The 21880-nt window shown below is 49.5% G+C and carries 28 protein-coding genes; 19 read left to right on the top strand and 9 right to left on the bottom strand.

What is annotated here, in order from left to right:
* The first annotated feature begins 8 nt into the window (after positions 1–8).
* The 13 genes from INP79_RS14500 (at position 9) to INP79_RS14560 (ending at position 11267) form a co-directional block, all read left to right on the top strand.
* Positions 9–464, top strand: a complete 456-nt coding sequence (locus tag INP79_RS14500) for a prepilin peptidase (protein ID WP_194754920.1) — start codon at positions 9–11, stop codon at positions 462–464.
* Positions 464–955, top strand: a complete 492-nt coding sequence (locus INP79_RS14505) for a TadE/TadG family type IV pilus assembly protein (RefSeq protein ID WP_228520058.1) — start codon at positions 464–466, stop codon at positions 953–955. Before INP79_RS14500 ends, INP79_RS14505 begins: the two co-directional genes overlap by 1 nt.
* A gap of 25 nt (positions 956–980) precedes the next feature.
* Positions 981–1910 (top strand): Flp pilus assembly protein CpaB, encoded by a 930-nt coding sequence (gene cpaB, locus INP79_RS14510; protein ID WP_194754921.1) that lies wholly within the window; start codon positions 981–983, stop codon positions 1908–1910.
* 23 nt (positions 1911–1933) lie between these two features.
* Positions 1934–3289, top strand: a complete 1356-nt coding sequence (locus INP79_RS14515) for a type II and III secretion system protein family protein (RefSeq protein WP_228520060.1) — start codon at positions 1934–1936, stop codon at positions 3287–3289.
* A 6-nt stretch (positions 3290–3295) separates the two neighbouring features.
* A complete protein-coding gene (locus tag INP79_RS14520; protein WP_194754922.1) occupies positions 3296–4504 on the top strand; it encodes a hypothetical protein in 1209 nt (402 codons plus the stop codon).
* 10 nt (positions 4505–4514) lie between these two features.
* A complete protein-coding gene (locus INP79_RS14525; protein ID WP_194754923.1) occupies positions 4515–5777 on the top strand; it encodes a CpaF family protein in 1263 nt (420 codons plus the stop codon).
* The gene (locus tag INP79_RS14530) at positions 5777–6694 is read left to right on the top strand and encodes a type II secretion system F family protein (RefSeq protein WP_194754924.1); all 918 of its coding nucleotides are present in this window, start codon (positions 5777–5779) and stop codon (positions 6692–6694) included. The genes INP79_RS14525 and INP79_RS14530 overlap by 1 nt, the downstream gene beginning before the upstream one ends.
* 2 nt (positions 6695–6696) lie before the next feature.
* Positions 6697–7614 (top strand): type II secretion system F family protein, encoded by a 918-nt coding sequence (locus INP79_RS14535; RefSeq protein ID WP_194754925.1) that lies wholly within the window; start codon positions 6697–6699, stop codon positions 7612–7614.
* Entirely contained in the window at positions 7611–8300 is a 690-nt protein-coding gene (locus INP79_RS14540; RefSeq protein ID WP_194754926.1) for a hypothetical protein, read from the top strand. Before INP79_RS14535 ends, INP79_RS14540 begins: the two co-directional genes overlap by 4 nt.
* 17 nt (positions 8301–8317) lie before the next feature.
* Complete coding sequence (locus INP79_RS14545) at positions 8318–8611, top strand: DUF3613 domain-containing protein (RefSeq protein ID WP_194754927.1); 294 nt, start codon at positions 8318–8320, stop codon at positions 8609–8611.
* Positions 8589–10217 carry a TadG family pilus assembly protein gene (locus tag INP79_RS14550; protein WP_194754928.1) on the top strand — a complete coding sequence of 543 codons (1629 nt, stop codon included), beginning with the start codon at positions 8589–8591 and terminating at the stop codon, positions 10215–10217. The genes INP79_RS14545 and INP79_RS14550 overlap by 23 nt, the downstream gene beginning before the upstream one ends.
* A 49-nt stretch (positions 10218–10266) precedes the next feature.
* Positions 10267–10914: an NAD-dependent epimerase/dehydratase family protein gene (locus INP79_RS14555; RefSeq protein ID WP_194754929.1), complete on the top strand. Its 648-nt coding sequence runs from the start codon at positions 10267–10269 to the stop codon at positions 10912–10914.
* Between the two features lie 146 nt (positions 10915–11060).
* Entirely contained in the window at positions 11061–11267 is a 207-nt protein-coding gene (locus INP79_RS14560; RefSeq protein ID WP_194755110.1) for a hypothetical protein, read from the top strand.
* 41 nt (positions 11268–11308) lie between these two features.
* Here the strand turns inward: INP79_RS14560 and INP79_RS14565 are convergent, their stop codons facing one another.
* Positions 11309–11650, bottom strand: coding sequence for a PilZ domain-containing protein (locus tag INP79_RS14565; protein ID WP_194754930.1), 342 nt, complete (start codon positions 11648–11650; stop codon positions 11309–11311).
* Between the two features lie 225 nt (positions 11651–11875).
* On the opposite strand from INP79_RS14565, the gene INP79_RS14570 reads away from it, so the two are divergent.
* Positions 11876–12514 carry a hypothetical protein gene (locus tag INP79_RS14570; RefSeq protein ID WP_228520062.1) on the top strand — a complete coding sequence of 213 codons (639 nt, stop codon included), beginning with the start codon at positions 11876–11878 and terminating at the stop codon, positions 12512–12514.
* A 215-nt stretch (positions 12515–12729) separates the two neighbouring features.
* Here the strand turns inward: INP79_RS14570 and rnk are convergent, their stop codons facing one another.
* Together rnk and INP79_RS14580 are read right to left on the bottom strand one after the other, a co-directional pair.
* Complete coding sequence (rnk, locus tag INP79_RS14575; protein ID WP_194741295.1) at positions 12730–13089, bottom strand: nucleoside diphosphate kinase regulator; 360 nt, start codon at positions 13087–13089, stop codon at positions 12730–12732.
* Positions 13090–13227: 138 nt separating this feature from the next.
* Positions 13228–14133 carry a LysR family transcriptional regulator gene (locus tag INP79_RS14580; protein ID WP_194754932.1) on the bottom strand — a complete coding sequence of 302 codons (906 nt, stop codon included), beginning with the start codon at positions 14131–14133 and terminating at the stop codon, positions 13228–13230.
* A 125-nt stretch (positions 14134–14258) separates the two neighbouring features.
* Here INP79_RS14580 and INP79_RS14585 point away from each other — a divergent pair, with 125 nt between their 5' ends.
* The 3 genes from INP79_RS14585 to INP79_RS14595 all read left to right on the top strand — a co-directional run bounded on the left by INP79_RS14585 (position 14259) and on the right by INP79_RS14595 (position 15875).
* On the top strand, positions 14259–14594 hold the full coding sequence (locus INP79_RS14585; RefSeq protein ID WP_194754933.1) for a hypothetical protein: 336 nt from the start codon (positions 14259–14261) through the stop codon (positions 14592–14594).
* A 297-nt stretch (positions 14595–14891) separates the two neighbouring features.
* Positions 14892–15302: a hypothetical protein gene (locus tag INP79_RS14590; RefSeq protein ID WP_194741292.1), complete on the top strand. Its 411-nt coding sequence runs from the start codon at positions 14892–14894 to the stop codon at positions 15300–15302.
* A 48-nt stretch (positions 15303–15350) separates the two neighbouring features.
* Positions 15351–15875: a cytochrome b gene (locus INP79_RS14595; protein WP_228520064.1), complete on the top strand. Its 525-nt coding sequence runs from the start codon at positions 15351–15353 to the stop codon at positions 15873–15875.
* A gap of 119 nt (positions 15876–15994) precedes the next feature.
* On the opposite strand, the gene INP79_RS14600 is transcribed toward INP79_RS14595, so the two are convergent.
* From INP79_RS14600 to INP79_RS15680, 5 genes are all read right to left on the bottom strand, one after another.
* Positions 15995–17002 (bottom strand): AraC family transcriptional regulator, encoded by a 1008-nt coding sequence (locus tag INP79_RS14600; RefSeq protein WP_194754935.1) that lies wholly within the window; start codon positions 17000–17002, stop codon positions 15995–15997.
* Positions 17003–17020: 18 nt separating this feature from the next.
* On the bottom strand, positions 17021–18091 hold the full coding sequence (locus INP79_RS14605) for an aldehyde reductase (RefSeq protein ID WP_194754936.1): 1071 nt from the start codon (positions 18089–18091) through the stop codon (positions 17021–17023).
* Positions 18092–18328: 237 nt separating this feature from the next.
* Positions 18329–18514, bottom strand: a complete 186-nt coding sequence (locus INP79_RS15675; RefSeq protein ID WP_194754937.1) for a tyrosine-type recombinase/integrase — start codon at positions 18512–18514, stop codon at positions 18329–18331.
* A 74-nt stretch (positions 18515–18588) separates the two neighbouring features.
* Positions 18589–19104, bottom strand: coding sequence for a hypothetical protein (locus INP79_RS14615; protein ID WP_194754938.1), 516 nt, complete (start codon positions 19102–19104; stop codon positions 18589–18591).
* A gap of 189 nt (positions 19105–19293) precedes the next feature.
* A complete protein-coding gene (locus INP79_RS15680; protein WP_194754939.1) occupies positions 19294–19434 on the bottom strand; it encodes a hypothetical protein in 141 nt (46 codons plus the stop codon).
* 796 nt (positions 19435–20230) lie between these two features.
* Here INP79_RS15680 and INP79_RS14625 point away from each other — a divergent pair.
* Both INP79_RS14625 and INP79_RS14630 read left to right on the top strand, forming a co-directional pair.
* Positions 20231–20587: a ribonuclease E inhibitor RraB gene (locus tag INP79_RS14625; protein ID WP_228520066.1), complete on the top strand. Its 357-nt coding sequence runs from the start codon at positions 20231–20233 to the stop codon at positions 20585–20587.
* 136 nt (positions 20588–20723) lie between these two features.
* Positions 20724–20963 (top strand): hypothetical protein, encoded by a 240-nt coding sequence (locus tag INP79_RS14630; RefSeq protein WP_194754940.1) that lies wholly within the window; start codon positions 20724–20726, stop codon positions 20961–20963.
* On the opposite strand, the gene INP79_RS15525 is transcribed toward INP79_RS14630, so the two are convergent.
* The gene (locus INP79_RS15525; protein ID WP_228520068.1) at positions 20958–21698 is read right to left on the bottom strand and encodes a PEP-CTERM sorting domain-containing protein; all 741 of its coding nucleotides are present in this window, start codon (positions 21696–21698) and stop codon (positions 20958–20960) included. The genes INP79_RS14630 and INP79_RS15525 overlap by 6 nt on opposite strands.
* Between the last annotated feature and the right edge of the window lie 182 nt (positions 21699–21880).

The following is a 21880-nucleotide window of genomic DNA, read 5'->3' on the forward strand; positions in this document are numbered from 1 at the left end:
CACACTGAATGCAGCCTATGCCTATCGCTGAAACACTCATTATTGCCTGGTGCCTGGGCATCGGCCTAGCGGATCTATATACAAGGCGTATCCCAAACATACTTGCGTTTGGGCTGGGCTTGATCGCTATAGGCTGGTTGCTACTGACCGGGCAAGCCATGCTTGGTGCAGACTGGCCGTCAGTGGCGCTTGGCGTCGTTGCCAGCCTGCTACTCACATTGCCAGCCTATGCAGCACGCCTGCTGGGTGCCGGTGATGTCAAATGCCTGCTAGTGATTGCTTTACTCGGTGCCTGGCATATGACGCTACTCGTCTTTGTGATCGCAACCATGTTGGCAACTGTATTCGGACTGGCACATATGCTGTTCATGCGATTCAGCTCACATCACACAACGCCCAAGCGGTGGATTCCTTTTGGGGCGGCTTTAAGTGCCGGATTACTGTGTGTCATAGGAATAGTGTAATGATCATAAAACCAATCAATCACATTTTCCGGCGACCGCTAAGCGCCCAAAAAGGATCCGTTGCAATTGAGTTTGTGATGCTGTTTCTTATTTTCTTTGCGCTGTTTTACGCCATGGTCAATTACGCCATTGTGATGCTGATGCAATCTGCTTTTATTCATGCGGTGGAAGAAGGCGCACGAGCCGCGATTGCGGTGGATCGCCTGGCATATGCCAATAACTCGGCTTACCTCAGCAATGGCGTCGACCCAAAAGTCAGAAGTGTAGTGGGTAATTCACTCAACTGGCTGCCTCCCAAGCCTAAAGACAAAGTGCTGGGCTCCGCTAACAGCAAAGTGCAATTATCCATGAACGGCAATCAGCTCACCGTACGCGTCGTATATAGCAGTTATGCCAATGACCCCTTGATTCCCATGTTGACCCTGCCCGTCATCGGCCAGATTCCCAAAGTGCCAACCGACCTGGCGGGCACGGCAGTGATAGAACTTTAAAAAAACAGACACGGAGGATGACATCATGAACAGTACATTCCTGCGTATATTGGCGGCCCTGATGGTGATCGCAGCCATCGTCACTGGCTACCTTGGTTATCGCATCAGTAACAAAAAACCTGCGGATACATTAACCGTGATTGTGCCCTCCTACACCCACGTGCTGGCCACAAACGATATTGCGGCGGGTCACGTGCTGACCGCAGACGACCTCAAAGTAGCCACGACGCCACAGCATGACACACAAAGCTTCAGCGACCCACAACACCTGATCGGCAAAGCGACCACCAGCGCGGTCATGAAAGATGCTCCGTTCAAGGCCACGCACTTTCCGGCCAAGAATGTGTTTGGCCAGGGGCTTGGCCCTGATGAGCGTGCCGTCGCGATTAAGGTCAATGAAGTCATCGGGGTTGGCGGTTTTATCAAGCCTGGCGATCATGTGGACGTTTTGCTCTACCTGCATAGAGACCAGGAGACCGGACAAGTAAGCTCAAGCCAGGTGGTACTGACTGATGTGAAAGTGCTGGCCTACGGCACCCTCACCACTGAAGCCGAACCCAGCCCTCAAGAGACCGTCACGCCAGAAACACCAAACAAACTGGGGCTTAGTAATAGCCGGATGGATAGCAAGAGCGCAAGAGATAGCCGCTCTGCCATTCTGGCCGTACATGCACAAGACACTTCAAAACTGATGCTGGCAGATAGCACCGGCATATTGCGTTTAGCGCTGCGCGGCGAATCACTGCCCGGTGCAAACGCTGCAGCAACAAACAATCAGTTTGTCCGCCTGGGCGAGGTGTCACAGCCATCAGGCATCGCGCTCGACACGCCGGTCAGCAGCATAACCGCGGCACCCGTGGACGTCGCAGTAAAACCGCACAAAACTGCCGCAAAACGGACACGTATCATCATTCATCACGGCGAGCAGGTAGAAGTGGTCAACGTGAAAAAATAACAATAAGAAGCCAAGGACACATCATGCAAACAGTGAAATATGCCTGGTCAATGCTGCTAAGCTGCCTATGCAGCCTGGCTCTGCTGGCTCAGGCCGAAGAGCCGAGTGAGTTGAGCCTGGTGGTCGGCAACCAGCAGGTCTATGTCCATGCCAAAGCCGTCAAACGTATCGCCGTAGGTAACCCTGACGTCGCCAACATCGCGATGCTGACATCGCACAACATCATGATTACAGGCAAACAGGCGGGCGCAACAGAAATTTCAATCTGGGAGAGTGAGCAGGCTGCAGCGCCTGCTAAGCAGCTCAAGGTCACCGTCAGCATTAGCACAGCGGTCGAAAAACAAAAGCTGCAATTTTCAAAAAGCATCAAACTGTTACCTGCGGGCAACCAGGTGGCCATTACAGGTGATGCAGACTCTCTGGAAGAACACGCCTTAGCACGCCAGGCAGTGGATAAAAAGGCCGAGGCGCCGATGGACGCCACTGCAAGCAGCTTTGACAACCAAGTACAGATTGACATCAAGGTGGTAGAAGTCAGCCGCCAGAATATGATGCGCGCAGGTTTTTTCCTGGGTAAGAATAGCCGTAACTCCACCATTGCTCTTGGGTCTCCGGGCAATCTGAGTGGGGTGCAAACCGGGGATAACGGATTTACGCTGAATAGTGCCTCAGGCTTTTTACCGAATGCCAGTGCATTCAATTTTGTGGCCGGGAATGCCAGCCGGGGGTTACTCGGTACACTGAGCATTCTGGAGGCCAATGGTTTTGCCTACACACTGGCGGAACCCAGCCTGACCGCATTCTCTGGCCAAAGCGCGAGCTTTCTGGCGGGTGGAGAGTTTCCGGTCCCTATCCGCGCGGGCGCCGGTGGTGATAGTACCGTCACCATACGCTACAAGGAATACGGGGTGCGCCTCATGCTGACGCCGACCGTGCTGGATGGCAACAGAATTTTCCTCAAAGTATCCCCGGAAGTCAGTGAAATCGATTTTTCCAATGCGGTACAAAGCGGCGGTGTGGCCGTGCCTGGCCTGCGTGTGCGCAGGACGGACACCAGCGTAGCACTGGGCAATGGCGAAAGCTTCGTGCTGAGCGGGCTGGTTAGCCGCAATACGCTGCAAAACGTAGATAAGCTGCCAGGCCTGGGAAATTTACCGATCATAGGCGCTTTTTTCCGCTCGACCCGCTTCGAGCGCGAAGATAAGGAATTATTGATGATCGTCACCCCACACCTAGTGCGGCCCATCGCCAAAGATGCCGCCATGCCCGCGTTGCCAGGCGGCAATCTGCGTGACTACAACCCCAGCTTCAGTGATTTGTTCTTCCAAAAAGGGCCCCAGCCAGATGCAGGCATCCCTACCACCGGTTTTTCGAGGTAATAAAAGATGAGTGAACGCAACTGCTACATTGCCATCACCCAGTCCCAGGAGTGCCTGCAATGGTTAACCCAATCCCTCCGGGATGAAGGCGATGTGATTCCTGCAGACTCCCCGGCGACAGAGCGCGTGGTGCAACTCTCGGATGCGGTGGGAGCGGCTACCATTTTTATACAACTGAATCCAACAGACTATAGGCAAGAAGCGCTGCTGATTGAGGGCATGATTGCCGCCAAGCCATTTCTGCCAGTGATTGTTGTCGCAGACTCTTTTGACCAGGACCTGCTATTGACTGTGATGCGTCTGGGTGCGCGCGACTTTATCAAAACGGGCACCCGTGCCAGTGAGGTGGTGGCTGAGGTCAAGCGCCTGACACCACGCGATGCGGCCCTGCATACCACGCAATCAGATCATGGCGGCAAAATTACGGCAGTAATCAGTGCGCGGCCAGGCAGTGACTCACCCATGCTTGCACTGCATCTGGCGCTGGCAATTCAAGAAACCGAACCCACGCTGTTGCTTGACCTGGGCGTCCCGCATGGGGATGCCATGTTATACCTGGGGCTGACTTCGTCTTACAGTTTTATTGACGCCATTCGCAGCTTGCGCAGAATTGACTCTACGTTGATCCAGACCGGCTTTGGCCGCCATAAAAGCGGCCTCACCGTATTATCAATGCCAGAAGACCCTTGGGCCGGTGCGCAATTCACGGCAGCAGACGTCTGCGTGTTGTTACGCAGTCTGCGTCGGCACTTTCCCAGAATTGTCATCAATCTTGGTGGCATGGTTGGCTCAGATTTCCTGCTGCTGTTACTGGGCAATGTCGATCAGATGCTGTTATTAGTAGAGCAAAGCGTCCCTAGCTGTCGACAGAATATGCAATTAATCAAACATCTGCGTGAAGAGAAAGTGCTGTTGAGCGGCGCAGGCGTGGTGGTAGACCACTATCTCTCAAAAATGCCGCCAGATGCCGAAAGTATTGCCCAGTCCTTTGGCTTGCCGCTGTTTGGCACGCTGTCTTCCTCAGGCATGGCCCGCCTGGCGACCATGAATTCGGGTGAAAGCATGTTTGAATTGTCTCCCAATGACCCATACAGCGTGAGTGTGCGCAAACTGGCGGACAAACTGCTGGATGCCCCAGTCACCGCCTCAGAGAGAAAAGACGGCCTGCTTTATAAACTGATCACGGCTATCACGCCTATGCGTGAAAAACTCTAGAGGGTGAAAAATGAATCTTCAGCTACGTGGATTTGATTATGGCCTGAAACAGGCACAGGACTATCAGGAGCTCAAGTTTCAACTCCACCAGCACCTGATTGCAGAAATTGAACGCGACCATATCGGCCTGCTTGACCTGGCACGCAGCGACATCGCCGATTATGTGCGGGAGAAAGTGATCAGTTATGTCGCCGAGCGGCATTTGCCCATCAGTGGTTACGACCTGGACAACCTGGTAGAAGAAGTGGTCGATGAACTGGCAGGATATGGCCCGCTGGAGAGCCTGATCAAGGATGACCGCATTAACGATATCCTGGTGAATGGCCCCAAGAAGATTTTTGTAGAACGGGATGGACGCCTAGAAACCACCGAGTTACGGTTTATTGATAACGAGCATGTGTTACGCGTGATCCGCCGCATTCTCGCCCATCTGGGGCGCCGTATTGATGAAGCCAGCCCCATGGTGGATGCGCGCTTGCCGGATGGTAGCCGGGTCAATGCGATTATCCCGCCGCTGGCGCTTGATGGCCCTTGCCTATCCATTCGAAAATTCCGTAAACAACCCTTGCTCTCTGGCGATTTGCTGCAATACGGCACGCTGGATAACGATATGCTGGCATTCCTGACCACCGCAGTTGAGCGGCGCTGCAACCTGATTGTCAGTGGCGGTACAGGCGCTGGCAAAACAACCTTATTGAATGTCCTGAGCCGCTTTATTCCGCACAGCGAGCGCATCGTCACCATCGAGGATGCTGCCGAATTGCAACTGGAACACGAGCACGTGGTGAGGCTGGAAACCAGGCCCTCCAATATCGACGACCATGGTGAAATTACTGCGCGCGAACTGGTCAAAAACTCCTTACGTATGCGGCCTGACCGTATTGTGCTGGGCGAAGTCCGCGGCGAAGAAGTCATGGACGTACTACAGGCGATGAATACCGGGCATGACGGATGTATGAGTACCGTGCATGCGAATAGTCCGGAGGACGCCATGCTGCGTTTCGAAATGCTGGCAGGCCTGGCCAAGTTTCATGGCACAGAAGCCACCCTGCGCAAAATGATCGCGGCCGGGATTGAACTGGTGGTGCAAATTTCCCGCATGCCCAACGGACAGCGCAAGGTGATCTCCATTACCGAGATTGCGGGGGTGCGGGATGGTCATTTCGTGCTGAATGAACTCTACGCTTATGACGCCAGCACCGGGCATTTTGCGCATCCTATGGTACGCCCCTGCAATAAAAAATTACAAGACCTGGCGTTCAGGAAATTGTGATGAATACACTGGCCATCTGGTTTATTGTCGGCGCCATCGGTATGCTGTTACTCGCCGTGTGGATGCTCAGGCATAGCAAGCAGAAACGCTTGCGCGAACGCATGATGCTCCATTTCCGGGAAGTGCTGCCGTATGGCAGTACCGTCTCAGGCGTCGCCCCGGGTACCCAGCAAAGCTACTGGCACCTGCTGAAAGTGCGTGCCTCCATCTATGCCGGATTCGAGCTGCAAAAAAAACATGTCGTTGGCATCCCGGTCGCCTTTTTTTTCACCGGCATGGTGGGATGGTTCATTTATGGTTTGTTAGGCGCCGTGCTGATTTTCAGTGCAGCCATCTTTGTGTTCGGTTTTTTGCTGCCATACAGCCGCCTGCATCGCCGCCGGGCACAAACCGTGGCCCAGATTCCTCTGTTTATTGACCAGGTGTTGCGCAGCCTCAGCACCGGCCGCAGCCTGGAAAGTGCCATGCGTTTTGCTGCCAATGAGTCGTTGACACCATTGCGTGACGTAGTGGATCGCGTGGTGCGCGCAGCTGACCTGGGCGCAGACATGATTGAAAGCCTGACAGAAGCGGCCAGGCTACATAACCTGCGTGAACTGAACCTGATTGCACTGGCCATGCGCATCAGCAATCATCATGGCAGCAGCCCGCGCGATATGCTGGAGAGCGTGGTAAAAATGGTACGCCAACAGGAACTTGCGCGGCGAGAGCTCGCTGCCATGACAGGGGAAACCAGAATGTCAGCCTGGGTGCTGGGATTGACGCCACTGGTGATCGCCGCCTACATCATGTTAACCAATCCCAACTACCTCAACATGTTGCTAGAAGATGCCTCAGGACAAAGCATGATCGTGACAGCCATGGTATTGCAAGGGCTGGGCGCCATCATTCTCTGGCGCATGCTGCGGAGTGTTTGACCATGAATATAGCCTGGTCAATCTCCATCCTCCTCATGCTACTGGCAGCAGGGCTGTTGCTTTACAGTGCCCAAAAGAATAGCCATCCAAGACATATCCAGCGACGCTTCCGCGAAGCCTTGCACCAGGAAGGCATACATATTTCCGCCCAACTCGGCTCACTCGATCTGGAGGAAGCCCTGCAAGACATGCTAGGCAAAGTGTCGCGCAGTGAAATGGAAGAAATGCAACGTTTGCTGTTACAGGCTGGCTGGCCGGGCGCCAAGGCAAAATGCACCTTTTTGCTCATCGCCTGGGGGCTGCCCATGGTACTCGGTATCCTTGCCGCCATTTATGCCATCCTGAACCAGGACACCCTGATCAATATACTGTTTCATTTTCTGTTTCTGTTTGCCGCCACGTTTGTGCTGATTCGTCGTTTACTGCGCTGGAAAGCACAAAACCGGCGCGATGCCATTCGTAAAGAAGTGATTCCGTTTTTACATCTGCTGCGCATGTTGTTTGAGGCTGGCCTGGCCATGGAGCATATTTTGCTAGTCATTGAGCAACAGGGCAAAGACCTTATTCCCAATCTTGCCGAAGAACTGCACCAGGTCATCAAGCGCATACAGACAGGGCAAGACCGGTCGGATGCACTGGTGGAAATGGCGGCACCATTAGAAGTGATGGAATTGAACGACACGATCGCCATGCTGAAACAGGTCACGCGTTATGGCGGCAATATCAGGGACTCCCTGACTGAATATACTGTGCTGATTGAGCAACGCCAGGTTTCGGAGTTACGAGAATATGTCAGCAAACTCTCGGCAAAAATGACAGTTGTCATGATTTTGTTCTTGTTCCCAGCACTGATGATTTTCCTGGCCGGGCCAGGGTTCATCGGGCTGGCCAAGGCATTGAAAGGAGCAAACGGCTTATGAAATCGACCACCCTCATGATGGTATTGGCATGGCTATGCATGCATGGTTTGCCACACGCGCTTGCGGCTGACACCGATACAAAGTCGTTGCGGCAAATAAAAAATACCGAGAATCAAGCTTGTTCAGCAGTATCCCCTGAAGAAACCACGAAACTGGGGCTGATCCAGCAGATGCTGGCAGAAGGCAAACCGCATGCCGCACTTGCACACCTGGAGGCCGCCAACATTAAAAATGAACAGGCAGCCTTGCTGCGTGCCCATGGCTTACGCCAGACCGGGCGCGCGTTGCAGGCCCAGGCAATTTATGAACAGTTAGTCACCAGTTGTGTTTCCGGCTACGCCTACCGCGGCCTGGGGCTCATCGCCAGCAATGCCGGAAACCTGCAGGAATCTCTGCGCTATCTGCAAGCCGCCAGTAATGCGTTGCCAACCGAACATACCATCCGCAATGATCATGGCTATGTCCTGATGCAATCTGGCGCCACCGAGCCTGCTTTGCATGAGTTTCTTACAGCGGTCGAACTTGCGCCGGACTATCGGCAAGCCGCCCACAATCTCATCCTGCTGCTATACCGGCAGGGAGACATCAACCGCGCAGAAGCTTTTGCCAGGCAGTTTGGTGTCGATGCAACAGAAATGCAGCAACTCAAGAAAATGACTGCGGATAGCCATAGCACAAACCCTTAAACCGCAAGGAGTCCCTCATGAAAAGCATTCTTACGCTAGCGCTATGCGGTTTTTTCAGCATTCACCACGCCATGGCAGAAGACCGCCAGACATCCGTGGAGACCACAGTGCAGACTACAGCAAAAACACCAGCACGCACGCTAACGCCAACGCAACAATGGCTGGAACTGCAACGTTCAGGCAAAGCCGCCTCCCCCCAGGCCCAGCCGGTTTCCGGCGAGGTGATGGATAAAGTGCATAGCCGCTACATCAAGAGCTTTGAGAAACCCATCCCAGAGTACTATGAGCATGCGATGCCCACCACCCGCTAGCGCGCACAGCCAGCGCGGCGCGATTGGTCTGGCGGGAGGCTTGCTCCTGCTAATGGCATTATTCTTCACTGCGCTAGTGGTAGACAGCGGCCGCTTGTGGATGCAGCAAAAGCAATTGCAATCGATAGCGGATATGTCCGCCATTCACGCTTCACGCTATCTTGGCTGCCAGGCCAACCTGCAAAACATCATGCAAATGGCGCAGCAAGCGGCCGTCAATAATGGCTATGACGGGCAGCTTGCCAGCAACCCCAACCAGGTCTTGCTTGGCAGACTAGATACGGTGCAAGGCATACGGCAATTTACCGCTGACGGCAGCAATCAGGCAATCTATGTCAGGGCAACCAAAGAAGTGGCCAAAAGCCTGGTCGCCGGCGGACTGATGGGCGGCACCATGACATTGCGGGCGGAAGCTGTCTCGGCATCCGACCCACCATTGGCGGTCTTTGGGGTGGGCAGTTTTACGGCAAGCCTTAGCAGCCAGCAATCCGTGCTGCTAAATGGGCTGCTCGGCGGCATGCTGGGCGGACCACTTAACCTGGATGCAGTGACTTATCGTGGCATCGCTGCCACCAAAATCACCTTGCACGACATCTTAGCCGTGTCCGGACAGGCGGGGACGCTGGAAGATCTGTTGAATACCAATATGCAAATTGGCGATTTACTCGACCTGATCGCCAGCGCGGCGGGCCAGAGTGGTGTTGCGAACCTGCAAGCAGTGTCGGCCATGCAGAGTATCGCGGCGATTGCCGTGAAGAATGTGCCCATCAGGCTGGGCGATGTGCTGGCGGTGACCACGCCTGACCCTAATGCCGCCACCGCCGTGGCCCTGAATGCATTATCCCTGATTACGACAGCGGCCATGATCGCCAATGGCACCAATGCCATCAGCCTGCCATTGGCACTCAATATCGCCTCTATCGCCAACGTCAATGCACTAGTAACGGTGATTGAGCCACCGCAACTGAGCGTAGGCCCGGCAGCAGGCAATGGCAACTTATGTGCGATTGCGCGGACCGCGCAAATCAGGACCAAGGTTGGCGTCCTGGTCAATATTCCATTACTGGCACGCATAGACCTGGCATTGAATACCGAGGTCGCACAAGGCACTGCCGGACTGCGTCACATTCAGCAAAATGATGGCGTATCGGAGGTTGAAATAGAGGCCAGCCCAGGCATCGCAGCGCTCACACTCACCAATAACGCTGGCACCGGGCCCGCCAGGGTGTCGACTTTGTTGAGTATCCCCATTGCAGATATAGGCTTAAACCTGCCCATCCAACCGGGCAATGCGCAAACCCTTGAATATTCAGTGGCTAATCCGGTGGAAAGTCACTTACCCCAAACGCAATCCGTCTCCAGCTCCGTAGGCAGTAGCCTGGAAAACGCCCTGGCCAAACCGGGGTCATTAAATATCACCATTCTGAGTGTGCTGAACCTGGGCCTAGTGAATACGGTCATTTCCACCATTGTCAGCCCGCTTTTAGGCGAGATTGGCCGTGTATTGCTAGACCCGCTGCTGACGCTATTAGGTATCCAGGTGGGTGGCATGGATGTCACCCTCGAGGATTTGCAATACCGTCAAGCCAAACCGTTGGCCATCTAAGCAGGCTCTCATTGATGAGCTCAAAATAATGTTACCGCAGGAGAATCAAGTGACCCATCGCAAGGTACTAGTGGCTGGTGCAACAGGCCTGGTAGGCTCGCATATCTTGCAGCGCCTGCTGCAAGACGACACAGTCTCAGAAATTCATCTGTTATCCAGACGCAAACTGCCACTCCAGCATGCCAAGCTTCACATGCACCTGGTAGACTTTAGCCACTTACCCAAACTGCCGCAGCTAGATGAAATCTACCTGGCGCTAGGCACCACCATTAAACAAGCCGGTAGCCGACAAGCATTTGAAGCCATCGACCTGGATGCGAATCTCGCTGTTGCAAATGCCGGGCTCGCAGCTGGCGCAAAGCGTATCGGATTGGTCAGTGCTATGGGCGCAGATGTCGACTCACTGCTCTTTTATAACCGCATCAAAGGCGAGCTCGAAGCTGAGCTATCAACACTGCCTTTTGAGGCATTAGTCATCGCACGTCCGTCTTTTTTGCTGGGGGATCGCGAGACATTAAAGCAACCGCAACGCCGTGCCGAGAAACTCGGCATTGCCATGTTCAAACTGTTAGCGCCGCTTTTACCCAAACACCTGCGTGCTGTAGAAGCCTCTAAAGTGGCGGCATGCCTGGCGACACTGGTGCCTGTAGCATCGGGCGAGCGAGTCATCCTCTCTGGAGATATCCAGCACTATTGATGCACCGCGCTGAAGGAAAGCACCACGCCCCACTCACCACCGCCAAATCCTCACGAAGAGTGGCGCATTTTTAGTGATACACTCGCCTGTGGTGTCACATAGTGACCTTAGACTAATAATTTAGATCTATCTGAGAACGACTAAACATGCATTCAAAACAATCCTTAGTCCTGATGGCTTTTACCATCTTAACCATGTCTGGTTGCACCACACAATCATGGTACGAAGGCGTCAAAGAAGGGGCAAGAAACAATTGCCGCAGCCAGCCGCCAGGTGAAGTCGAGTCATGCCTGGAGAAGCTGAACACCAAAACCTATGAGGAATATGAGAAAGCGCGCTCGGGTCAGAACTAAGCGCAGGCAGAGCATTGATAGCTCTACTCGGTAAAGGCTGGCTATCTCGCCATCACCGACTGAATCAAGGTTCTATTTTCTGACGAGACGTCCAGAAACTCCAGGTTGGTTCTAAAGCCTTTCATGCCACACAGTGATGAAAAAATCACCCGGCAATTAAACCGGTAATTGCGCAGTGCCGAGCCGACAAATACCGGTACATCGATATTGCATATCTGCCCTGGTTTATATTGCTTGTCAGCGAAAAGACTCATTCCCATAAGAGAAATATCATGCGTGAAGACGATATATTTATCGCCCGTACTATCGACTAGCTGCGATTTTTTGTGCCACGAGCGACGATTTTTGTCTATTGAGGTATTGTGCAAACTACTGGAAGACATGGCCTAATGCTGCTTACTTAACTGCCCGGCATTATATGATAGGCACTTGTTAAAAAGTTTGAATTTTCCGCTCAGGTAAATCAACTTTACGCATCCTATCCCGCCATAACAAATACATTAATAATGCATTAAAGTATCGAGATTCGTCATACACTTAAATCACACGCTCAATCGAAAATAAAAATGAATTTCCTTTTACCTATCACCCTTGGCGCAATGTTCATTATGGCAAACACCAGTTTAGCGGCCGAAGAAACACCTCAAGCAGCGACGATCAGATTGCCCGGCATTTATCACGTATGGGGAAAAGACACGCAAGACATGCCAGCCATCACGTTTGATGAGTTGGAGCAATGCATGAGCACGGATGCCACCATCAGGCAGCAATTTGACAGTTTTCAACTTGAAACTAAACGCATGAACGACGAAGTACTCAATGCCGAAAATCTCGTTCAGGCCAACCAGAATGCACGGCTTGTGCTGGAGAAAGAAGCAAGCGGCGTGCAGGCAGAAATTGTAGACATGAACGCACGCAATGACGCGCTCGCGAAAAGAAAACAAGTGCTCTCTTCCCAGACCCGCCAGAGAGTAGATGCCGAGACCGCCAAAAAAATCAATCAACAAGTCGACCAATTTAATAAAGACACGCTGCAATTTAATGCAGACTCATCCGCGCTCACAGAAAAAGCGCAGCAATTAAAAGCCAAACAACAGCAATTCAATGGCAGCCTGGAAGACTTAAAAAACCAGCTGGATCAGGTCAATGCCAAAACCAGTGCGTTTAATGAACGGAAAAAGACTTTTAACAATACGCTAGCCGCTTACAAAGACAAATGTACCGGTGCACATAAGCTAGAAAAGTAAAAAGGCACCTCGGAGGAGATGCCTTTGGCATTGAGATCAATATGCAGTTAATCGAATGCGGGTAGGGAATGTTTTACCCCGTTTAAAATAAGTCGCGCAAATATCACGCATCAGTTTAAACGGTCCTAGTGGCAAAGCACGCCCTGAACTGAATCATGCAGCGAAGCGGCCATTTTTCATATGGGAGATATTCCCTCATATGTCGGGAATACGCCCTAAGGCGCATGCATCACGTTCATCACCTGCAATCGCCGCGACTCCCCATTAGGGAATGGCCAATCAATTTCCTGGCCGACTTTTAACCCAAGCAAAGCAGTTCCCACCGGTGAAAATACAGAAATCTTGCCCTGCTTCAAATCAGCCTCGTCAGGAAAGCATAATTCCACTTCCCTTTTTAAATCGTTGCTTTTATCCAGGTAAATCACGCGTGAGTGCATTCTCACCACATCCTCAGGCACCTGATCCGCAGCAACGACCACCGCCCTGCCTAACTCATCCCGTAACAACTCATCATTTGCAAGCATGGATAAGCGTGCGTAGTCCTGATCCGACAATATTAAGTTTTCAGATTCCATATTTTCCAACCATACCAAATGCTAATCATCCCTGAAGGGCAAGCCAACAGAATAATCGGGACAGATGGAAAAAATAAGCCTGTTTAATAGAATATAACTGTTTCCAATCGAGCTACAATTACTTTGCGACCTGACAAGCTAATCTTTATCCCAATAAGGTTCTGCGCCAAATCGTTCAGACAGATAGTCGATGAAAACGCGGGTTTTCAACGGCAGATTACGCTTGGGTAAATACAATGCGTAGACATGTTGCTCGACAGGTATGTATTCAGACAACACCGATTTCAGGCGCTTGGCCTGCAGGTCTTTACCAATAATAAAGGTCGGCAATAGCGCTAAACCAAAGCCGCCCAATACTACTTGCGATAATGCTTCATCGTCATTGATTCGCAATCTGCCAGAGACATTTACCGTGACCTCGCCTTCAGGTCCATTAAAGCGCCACAGGCCTTTATCGCCAGAGTGAATATAGTCGAGGCAATTGTGATGGACTAACTCTTGCGGGACGACCGGGATGCCATGACGCTCAAAATATTTGGGCGTTGCGCACAGGTTTCTGCGGATCGGCGCCAGCTTTCTGGCCACCAGACTTTGCGGCAAATCCCTGGTGATCGCAATCACGACGTCGTAACCCTCTTCAGTCATATCCACCAAGCGGTCAGTAATCGTCATATCGATTTCCAACTGCGGGTATCTATCCATAAACTCAGCAATGGCAGGCGCAACATGCAAAGTGCCAAAAGCCACAGAGGCAGCCACTTTGAGCACGCCTCTGGGCTGCGCATTCAGGCTTTCAATCATCTGCTGCGCTTCTTCGGCTTCATCACGGATGCGCGTGCAATAGTCATAAAAGCTGGCGCCAATTTCGGTCAGGCTGAGATGCCGGGTACTACGATTCAACAAGCTCGCGCCCAGCGCATGCTCTAGCTTGGCAACCGCCTTGCTCACCGACGACTTGGTCATACCCAGCTTTCTGGAGGCCGCCGAAAAGCTTTGCTCATTGACCACATGGGCAAAAATGATCATTAGGTTCAAATCATACATACGCCGATTGTATCCCAATAAGAAACAGTTATATGCAATCTGAAGGACTAATTTTATCCACAGAAATGTATACCATACGACTTGAATGCATTTTCAACATGACGCATAAACAAGGATTCTGAGCCATGTATAAAGTCTTTTCTAATACCAGATTATTCATCATGACTTATCTTGTCCTGGCTTTGCCAACCTATTTGGCTGACACCGGCATGATCGCAAACAGTTCGCTACTGTATGCATTGTCTATGGTGGGGATATGGGCAATCTGCCTGATCAGAGGCACCATCATCGGCAAACATTGGCTGGTGCTCATCCCTTCCGTCGCCTTTGTGTTCGATTTAACGCCAGCCCTCGCTGCAATTACATTTGTGCCTTATTTGTATCACGCCCTGGCCATCCTCCTGGGCGCGGCCTCTCCTTCCATCGCCCTCTCCCATCGCGATACTTATAAAATGAGATGAATGTCATTCAACATGGCATGAGGGGCAATAGAGGCCCCTCTGTACCTCGCTCATCATCGAGCGAATATCACGCACCCTGCACTCAAACTGCCGTTCAACCAACGACTCCCATCAGGGAATCCTCCGATACCAACACCTCAGCCCCCTTGCATTAGCCAAAAAAAATTTATACACTGCGAACAGACCTGTCTGCCTTATGTTGGTCAACATCATCATATGAGGGTTTTGAATGAAGCCAGGTCAGGCGGCTTAAAGGCTATGCTTAATTAAAACAAAGACGGTTAGGGGAAATAAAAAATGAATCAAGATAAACATGCTGGCAATGTCATCTTACTGAGGACAGCCTGTATTACATTACTTGCGGGATTAGTGCTGGCCTGGTGCCTGGTAATGACCCGCGGCATGAAAATTCCTTACATGCTCAATCTATTTACCAGCACAGAAAACCTGTTGTCCGGCCACTTGGATTACTTGATGATGACCATGTTGTTATTAGGTTTTTACGCGTCAAAAATCCCCTTGCCTAAGTTTGTCCTCTGGCCGATGGCACTCGGCTCCATAGGCAACCCAACGGCTTTCCTGGTGCTGGCAATTGCCCCCAAAATCCATTCATTGCCATATATTGTGTTTCTCTACACGACCCTATCGTTAACCACGTTTGGGTTTGGCATGGCCGCCATTAAAACGCTCAGATACTCCCTCAAGTAAATGCGCTCTGGAGCAAAACAATAATCTGAAGGGCCCGCCACGATGAGCATGCATCTCAAAAACTCGCAAACACAATATGGGTTGATCGCCAGAGTTTTGCACTGGAGCAGTGTTGCGATGCTATTGACGCTCATTGTGGTAGCTAGCCAGTTTGCAGATAAAGATCCCGGCCCTGAGAAGTCAGGGCTCATCTCCCAGCACTCCTCCATTGGCATGCTGTTATTAATACTGATGCTGGCCAGATTGACATGGCGAAATCTGAATCCGAATCCCATTCACTCTTACAGCATCAAAACCTGGCAAAAACTGGTGGCGATTTCCCTGCATCGATCCATATACCTCATCATCATGACACAATGTGTTTTAGGTATCTTGATACTGTTAACCAGCGGCGAAGCTATTCATTTTTTTGGTCTATTTGAATTACCGCCATTGTTTGAGCGGGCTCATCCCATTCACCAGACAGTCTTAGGGATTCACTATCTGATCTCGGTCATGATTTACCCCTTGTTCGCGGTCCACATTACGGCGGCCATCTACCATCAAATTTTTGGCCTGATAGAAGACCATTAATGCATAAAAACATCCTGACGGCAGTGTTTAAAAAAAGACCCCGGTACGAGGTTTATTTTCATATGTCAATCAGCCCCGTAGATAAAAAACCCTCGGTAAAAATAATCTACTATAAACAGCTAATGTAATGGCGCCTGGTAGCGAAACGATCCCGGGGTAACACCCATCCACTCTTTGAACGCTCTATTAAAAGAATTTACATCCTGGAATCCGAGCAGATACGCAATCTCCCCGTGAGCCATGGTTGGTTTCCCAAGATAGTAAATGGCCAACTCCTGGCGGGTTGCGTTCAATATAGTGGAAAAGCTGCTTCCTTCATCACTTAACTGACGCTGCAAAGTGCGCGTGCTGAGCGCAAGCTGCTTTGCAACATGACCGATAGCAAACTGCCCCGCAGGTAAACCTTCCAATAGCGCGGCTTTTACCCGTTCACTAATGCTGGCAGTTGAATCCAGCTTTGCCAGGCGTTGGCGCAGACCATCCTCAAAGAATTCCCACATTGACTCATTAGCCGTCATAAATGGACGAATACCCTCCTGACTAGAGAAAGATATTTTGATATCAGCATGTTTGCTTTGTTTAGGTTTGACGCCAAAGAACGCTGTGTATTTATCCAATTGAGCTGGCAGTTCGGGTAGAAGGACTTCTTCTGGTTTGACCAAATAACGGGTGCCTAACCTCACTAACTGCGTAATAAATACCAGCTCAGTAACTGCTAGATTGCGAGGGATCATTAGATCCTGACCATAGCACTCCAATGAGATTTCCGTGGCCTTTGTATTGACTGCCACATGCAAATACATGGGACCAACCAGCCGCTTAAAAGCGGATAGTCTTTGCAGTGCAATATTCAAATTAGGACTGCATAAACTGGCAAATACAGCCGGGTCAAATCCTTCAACTGAAATAATTTGGCCTATCCTTAGAGGCAAATCCTCAGTCCCATCGGCACGCTCAAGCGCATCCCATAACTGAAAATACTGCTTGGCATCGACTGCCGCATCTTTACGGGAAAACAGGTCTAGCGGGAGGCCTGCTAATCGCAGCACATCCTCGGGATTAATGCCAAGGTCACTGATTAATAGGCGCCAGCCTGGTTGCACAGTAAATTGCACGACTCTTTTCAATGCGTGGATCCTTCTGGGTTAGCGTCTCTTTGGTTGAGGGATTTGGCCATGATCAATGAGCTGTTGGAACATGGCATTGACGGTTTCATCCATCGGTCTATAGGACATTCCTAACTCTCGAATACTCTTTTCGTTACTAGCATGCCACGAATAACCTACATTGCGGGCAACAAATTTCCGTGTCGTGGTTTTGTCAGCCAGTGGGCCAATTAACCATATCAACCATTTTGGTAACGTTTTTGACGGAATGGGATATTCACTATATCGATGCTGTAATGTTTTGGTAATCCCCAACAAAGAGGTATTTTGCCCTGAAATAATATTGCGGCCATTGGCATTAGGCAGATATGCAGCTCGCACATGAGCATCCGCTAAATCCCTCACATCAATCACACCCACGCCAATGTCTGGTAGGCCAGCTTTTAATCGGCCATTACCCACTTGTCTGAGCAAATTAAAACTTTCTGAATTTGAATGCGGAATAATCCCCGGCCCCAATACAAAACTGGGATTAATAACGACCAACCGCCACCTGTCTTGTTTGTTTGCAATCTCCCAGGCTAATTTCTCCGCCATGGTCTTTGAAAATGAGTACGGTTGATGTTTAAGTGTCGAGGTTGTGTTCCAATGTGACTCAGTGAAAACACCGCCAGGAATCAACTCTTTGTCGGCAGTATCACCATAGATAGCCGCACAACTGCTGGTCAAAACAACTCTCTTTACCGATGCCGTTTTATTCGCTGTTTCGAGCACATTACGGGTACCTTCTACTGCTGGAGTGACCAGGTCTTTTTGAGGGTCTTTGATATTCAGCGTAAAGGGAGATGCCGTATGAATGACAACCTCGCATCCTGCCATGGCTTCTTGATACGAGCCAGTATCCAGTAAATCAGCCTCGAACAAAATAAGCTTACCCGGTTTGTTATGAGCAAGCTGAGTAAGATGTGCAACTTTTGAGAGGTCAGAGGGATTTCGAACTGCGGCATGAACAGTCACACCTTCTTCCAGCAGCCGCTTCACGATCCAGCCAGCGACATAACCAGTCGCACCAGTCACAAGAACTGGTTTTGATTTATCAATTTTAACCATACATGTCCCTTTTCAATTGAGGAAATTTGTATGGTTGATTATCTGGAAGATTGCTAGGCACACATAAATCTAAACGCGCCATTCAATATTCAAAATGCGCCAAAGTGCGTACTAATACCTCCAAGCTAAGCAGCTAGAAGCAAGTGGGCTATGGATCAAGTATTACAGTTGCATTCTGTGTCGAAATTCAGAAAATTAAACACCTGCTGCTGATTGAATCTGCCTGGAGCTGAGCACTCACTGACAAATGGACACATACTGTGTCATCGATGGATCACTGTGACCAAGGATTTTTTGAACCGTGCACAGAGACTGGCCATCATTCACCAAAAAGCTGCCAAACTGATGCCTCAAATTGAGTATGCGCAGCTTGGGTAAGCCAGCTTTATTTCGCAGATCTTCCGAGATTTTTGCAATATGCACATATCAGCAATGGCTAGCTGCAGATCAACACCAATGGTTGAAAAATCTCCAGCTCAATCTTTTTGGCGTGCTGCTTATCCAAGCCATGCAGAGGCTTCAAGATAATCCCTCGATTGAGAGTTCGTGAAATCAATCATTTTGGATATGATTGTTACGGGGTCGGCACCTTTAGCTTTTTCGGAGTTATAGATTGCCAGCCGTTGGGCATCAATATGGGCTGCTTCGGTGGCGAATTTTTCCTTGAAGGCATCATCAATAATGCGCCCTGTTGTGGAGAGTTTATTTACCGGGTCTCCACCACCGACGCCGCGAAGGTCATAAAAAATGGTGCTTGGAACATTTGCCATGTCATAAGCGATTTTCTCCGCACTTTGAGGGTCATCACTTGCAGACGTCAATAGCTTCTGTTGTGCCGCTGTTATGGACTGTGTGGCACCGTTGCCACCAGCAGCAATAGCCTTGGCTGCATTGGAAATGGTCACTGTATCGGCAGATTTTGCTGTTGAGGTTGGCACTTCTTGCCGCTGACTGACCGATTTTGGGAGGGCGCTATACATTGAAGCCGCACCGCCAAGTCCTTGGATCATCATTTTTCTACTCCTTTCACCATAAAATGCTAATAAGTGTAACCAGTGAAAAACAAGAACCAGGCCAGAAAAAGAGCCTTGTTCCTGCCACTTTTCTATCACTGGGGAGTGATTCGCCCCGTCACACCCACATCTCAATTCGTGATGCTGGATTGGGGTCTGAGATGACACTCCAACATGCGGCGAATGAGCTTAATATGATGCCAGCCCCTCATTCATCAGCTTTGCATGAAACTTCTGGATTTGCAGTCGAGTAACGTCATTGAGACGACGATGACCAAATGCAGGCCGAATGCGTAAGCGATAAAGCTCTTCATCGAATTTGATTATCAAAGCTAGTCACTCCCGCTTGCATAAATCCGACTTTCCTCGCCAAACCATCATACTGGCCAACTATTGCCACCGGGATTACCGTTGATCAGCCAGTCCCTGATTGCTTGGCTATGGCTCAAGGCGAGCGACTATTAGTAGTGGGGTACGAACGTGCAAGATTCGACGTTCTGAGGAAGTAGTTAATAATAAAGTGTCAGATGCAAAAATTCTGAACCACATGCATCTGTTGTGCTATCCACCTCATAAAATGAAACCTTTCAGTCAAATTAGCAATTTCTGTCAGGCATGGTCTTCTATGAATCATCATACTTCTGTGCGTGGTTAACCCTTTTTTCATATAGTTTTAGTTATTACATATTGGTCACCAAGCTACTACGAATTTATGTCTTCTTTATTAAAAATGACTAGTTCACCCCAAAACAAAAAAGACCCAAAGGGTTAACCTTAAGTCTCTCATCTTGAACTGCCCACCTAACAATCGAATCTGATTATCAACGGTAGAGTCTTCCTGCTAAACAAATCTGACTTCCTACGCCAAGCCAACATAACGGCCAACGATTGCCACCGGGATGACCGTCGTATCAGCCAGCCCCTGATTGTTTGGCTATGGCTCAAGGCGTGCGACTATGGACACCAGCTGTGGCTGGCAAGTATGTGAATCTCAGATTGAAAATAAAACGTCTTAGTTTAATAATATGATTTAACAAATCACTAGATTATTGCTGCTATGCACATTTTGAAATTAGTTAGATATTTTTTATTCGTATCAACTTTCTGGAGTTTTGGGAACATAGCGATGGCTGAAGGCAGTGCGGTTATCACGTTAGAACAACTAAACCAGATGTTTCAAGAAATGCGAGCAAATCCTGCGTACAAGAAAGGGAGTATTGACGGTAAGTTACTTTGGGGGTATTTCTTTACTGACCCTAGTCCCAAGAAACTTGAGTCGGTTGCTGACTACTTAACAAAGAACGGGTATCGCTATGTCAATATTTACCCAACTGAAGACAAATCAACCTTTTTTCTTCATATGGAAAGAGTCGAACACCACACACCTGAATCACTCAATGTTCGTAACCATGAGTTCTACAAGCTCGCAGAGAAATATCATATTGAATCATATGATGGAATGGATGTTGGCCCAACTAATTAAGGCCTTTTTATCGATAAACCCAACTCCCACGCCAAGCCAACATAGCGGCCAATTATTTGTGCCGGGATTACAGTCGTATCAGCCAGCTCCTGATTGCTTGGCTATGGCTCAAGACGTGTGACCATGGGCAGGGCTTGTGGACGGGGTCGGTGAGTTTAGAAGTCGAAGTGCGGGCAACTGGCTAAAAATCCTGAAACACTGGAATCCTGAAAAACCGCTAAAACTGCATCTGCTGGAAAATAGTGAGAAACTGAAATCTGAAATTCTGAGTCGCCGTTCGGCATTGAGAAAAGAAAAACGGCTCACATTTCTGCAAGCCGTCTTTTATATTTTGGTAGGGTGTGCTGGGATCGAACCCACGACAAACGGATTATGAATTCAATTTTTTGCGTCTTTGAACAAAGCCTATTAATCCTAATCCTGCCATCAACATTGTAAAAGTTTGAGGCTCTGGCACTGGCAATGTATCCCCATTTCTGACGAGCATTACATTTAATCTGTTAATTGCAGTTGAGCTACCTAAACTAATGGTCCCACTAGTATTGACATAAGATGCAGTACCGTTACCGCCAATACTGTCTAACTGAGATGTTAACCAAAATGCGTCATCATAAAATGACTGCGCATTAAATAGATTGATTGTATTGGTATTTTCCTGAGTTGGTGTTTTCCCATATCCGAACCCTTCACTCATCAAATACTTCAATTCATTAGTAAAATTCCCCAATTTGTCGAAGTATAAATTTCCAGCTATACGCCAATCATCAAACCCACCTAAACTAACATAATTAGCAAATGCAGCTGCTCCAAATACTGTCATACGCTTGCTACCAAAGTCATCAGCTGTCAATGTGTAATTGGTGAGCACACCATTAGGACTGGCAACGTCGTATGAAATATAGCCAGAATTAGCAATGGTTGGAGTCTTAGCAAGAATCTTGCTTACTATATTTTGATCATTGGCAAGCAATGTAGAAAATACGCTTAAATCTGCGACCCAAGTTATGTTTTGCTCAGTGTCATAAACAAAATTATTTCCGCGATCGATGAACTCTGCCTGCGCGACTACACAGTTGGTTATCATTAAGCAGCCAAAAATAAATTTAAACATTACACTGAAGTCCTACATTTATTGGGAATTTCAAAATATAGATATCCATCAAAGCTGTCAATTGCCCAATACTACTATTGATAAATAATTAAATTACAACAGGTCTCTCAACTAAGACAAAAAACCACCCATCTTGATCCGCTCCCGCCCGGAATGATCTAACATCAAATACCAAGCCAACT

Source organism: Methylophilus sp. QUAN (assembly GCF_015354445.1).
Lineage (GTDB): Bacteria > Pseudomonadota > Gammaproteobacteria > Burkholderiales > Methylophilaceae > Methylophilus.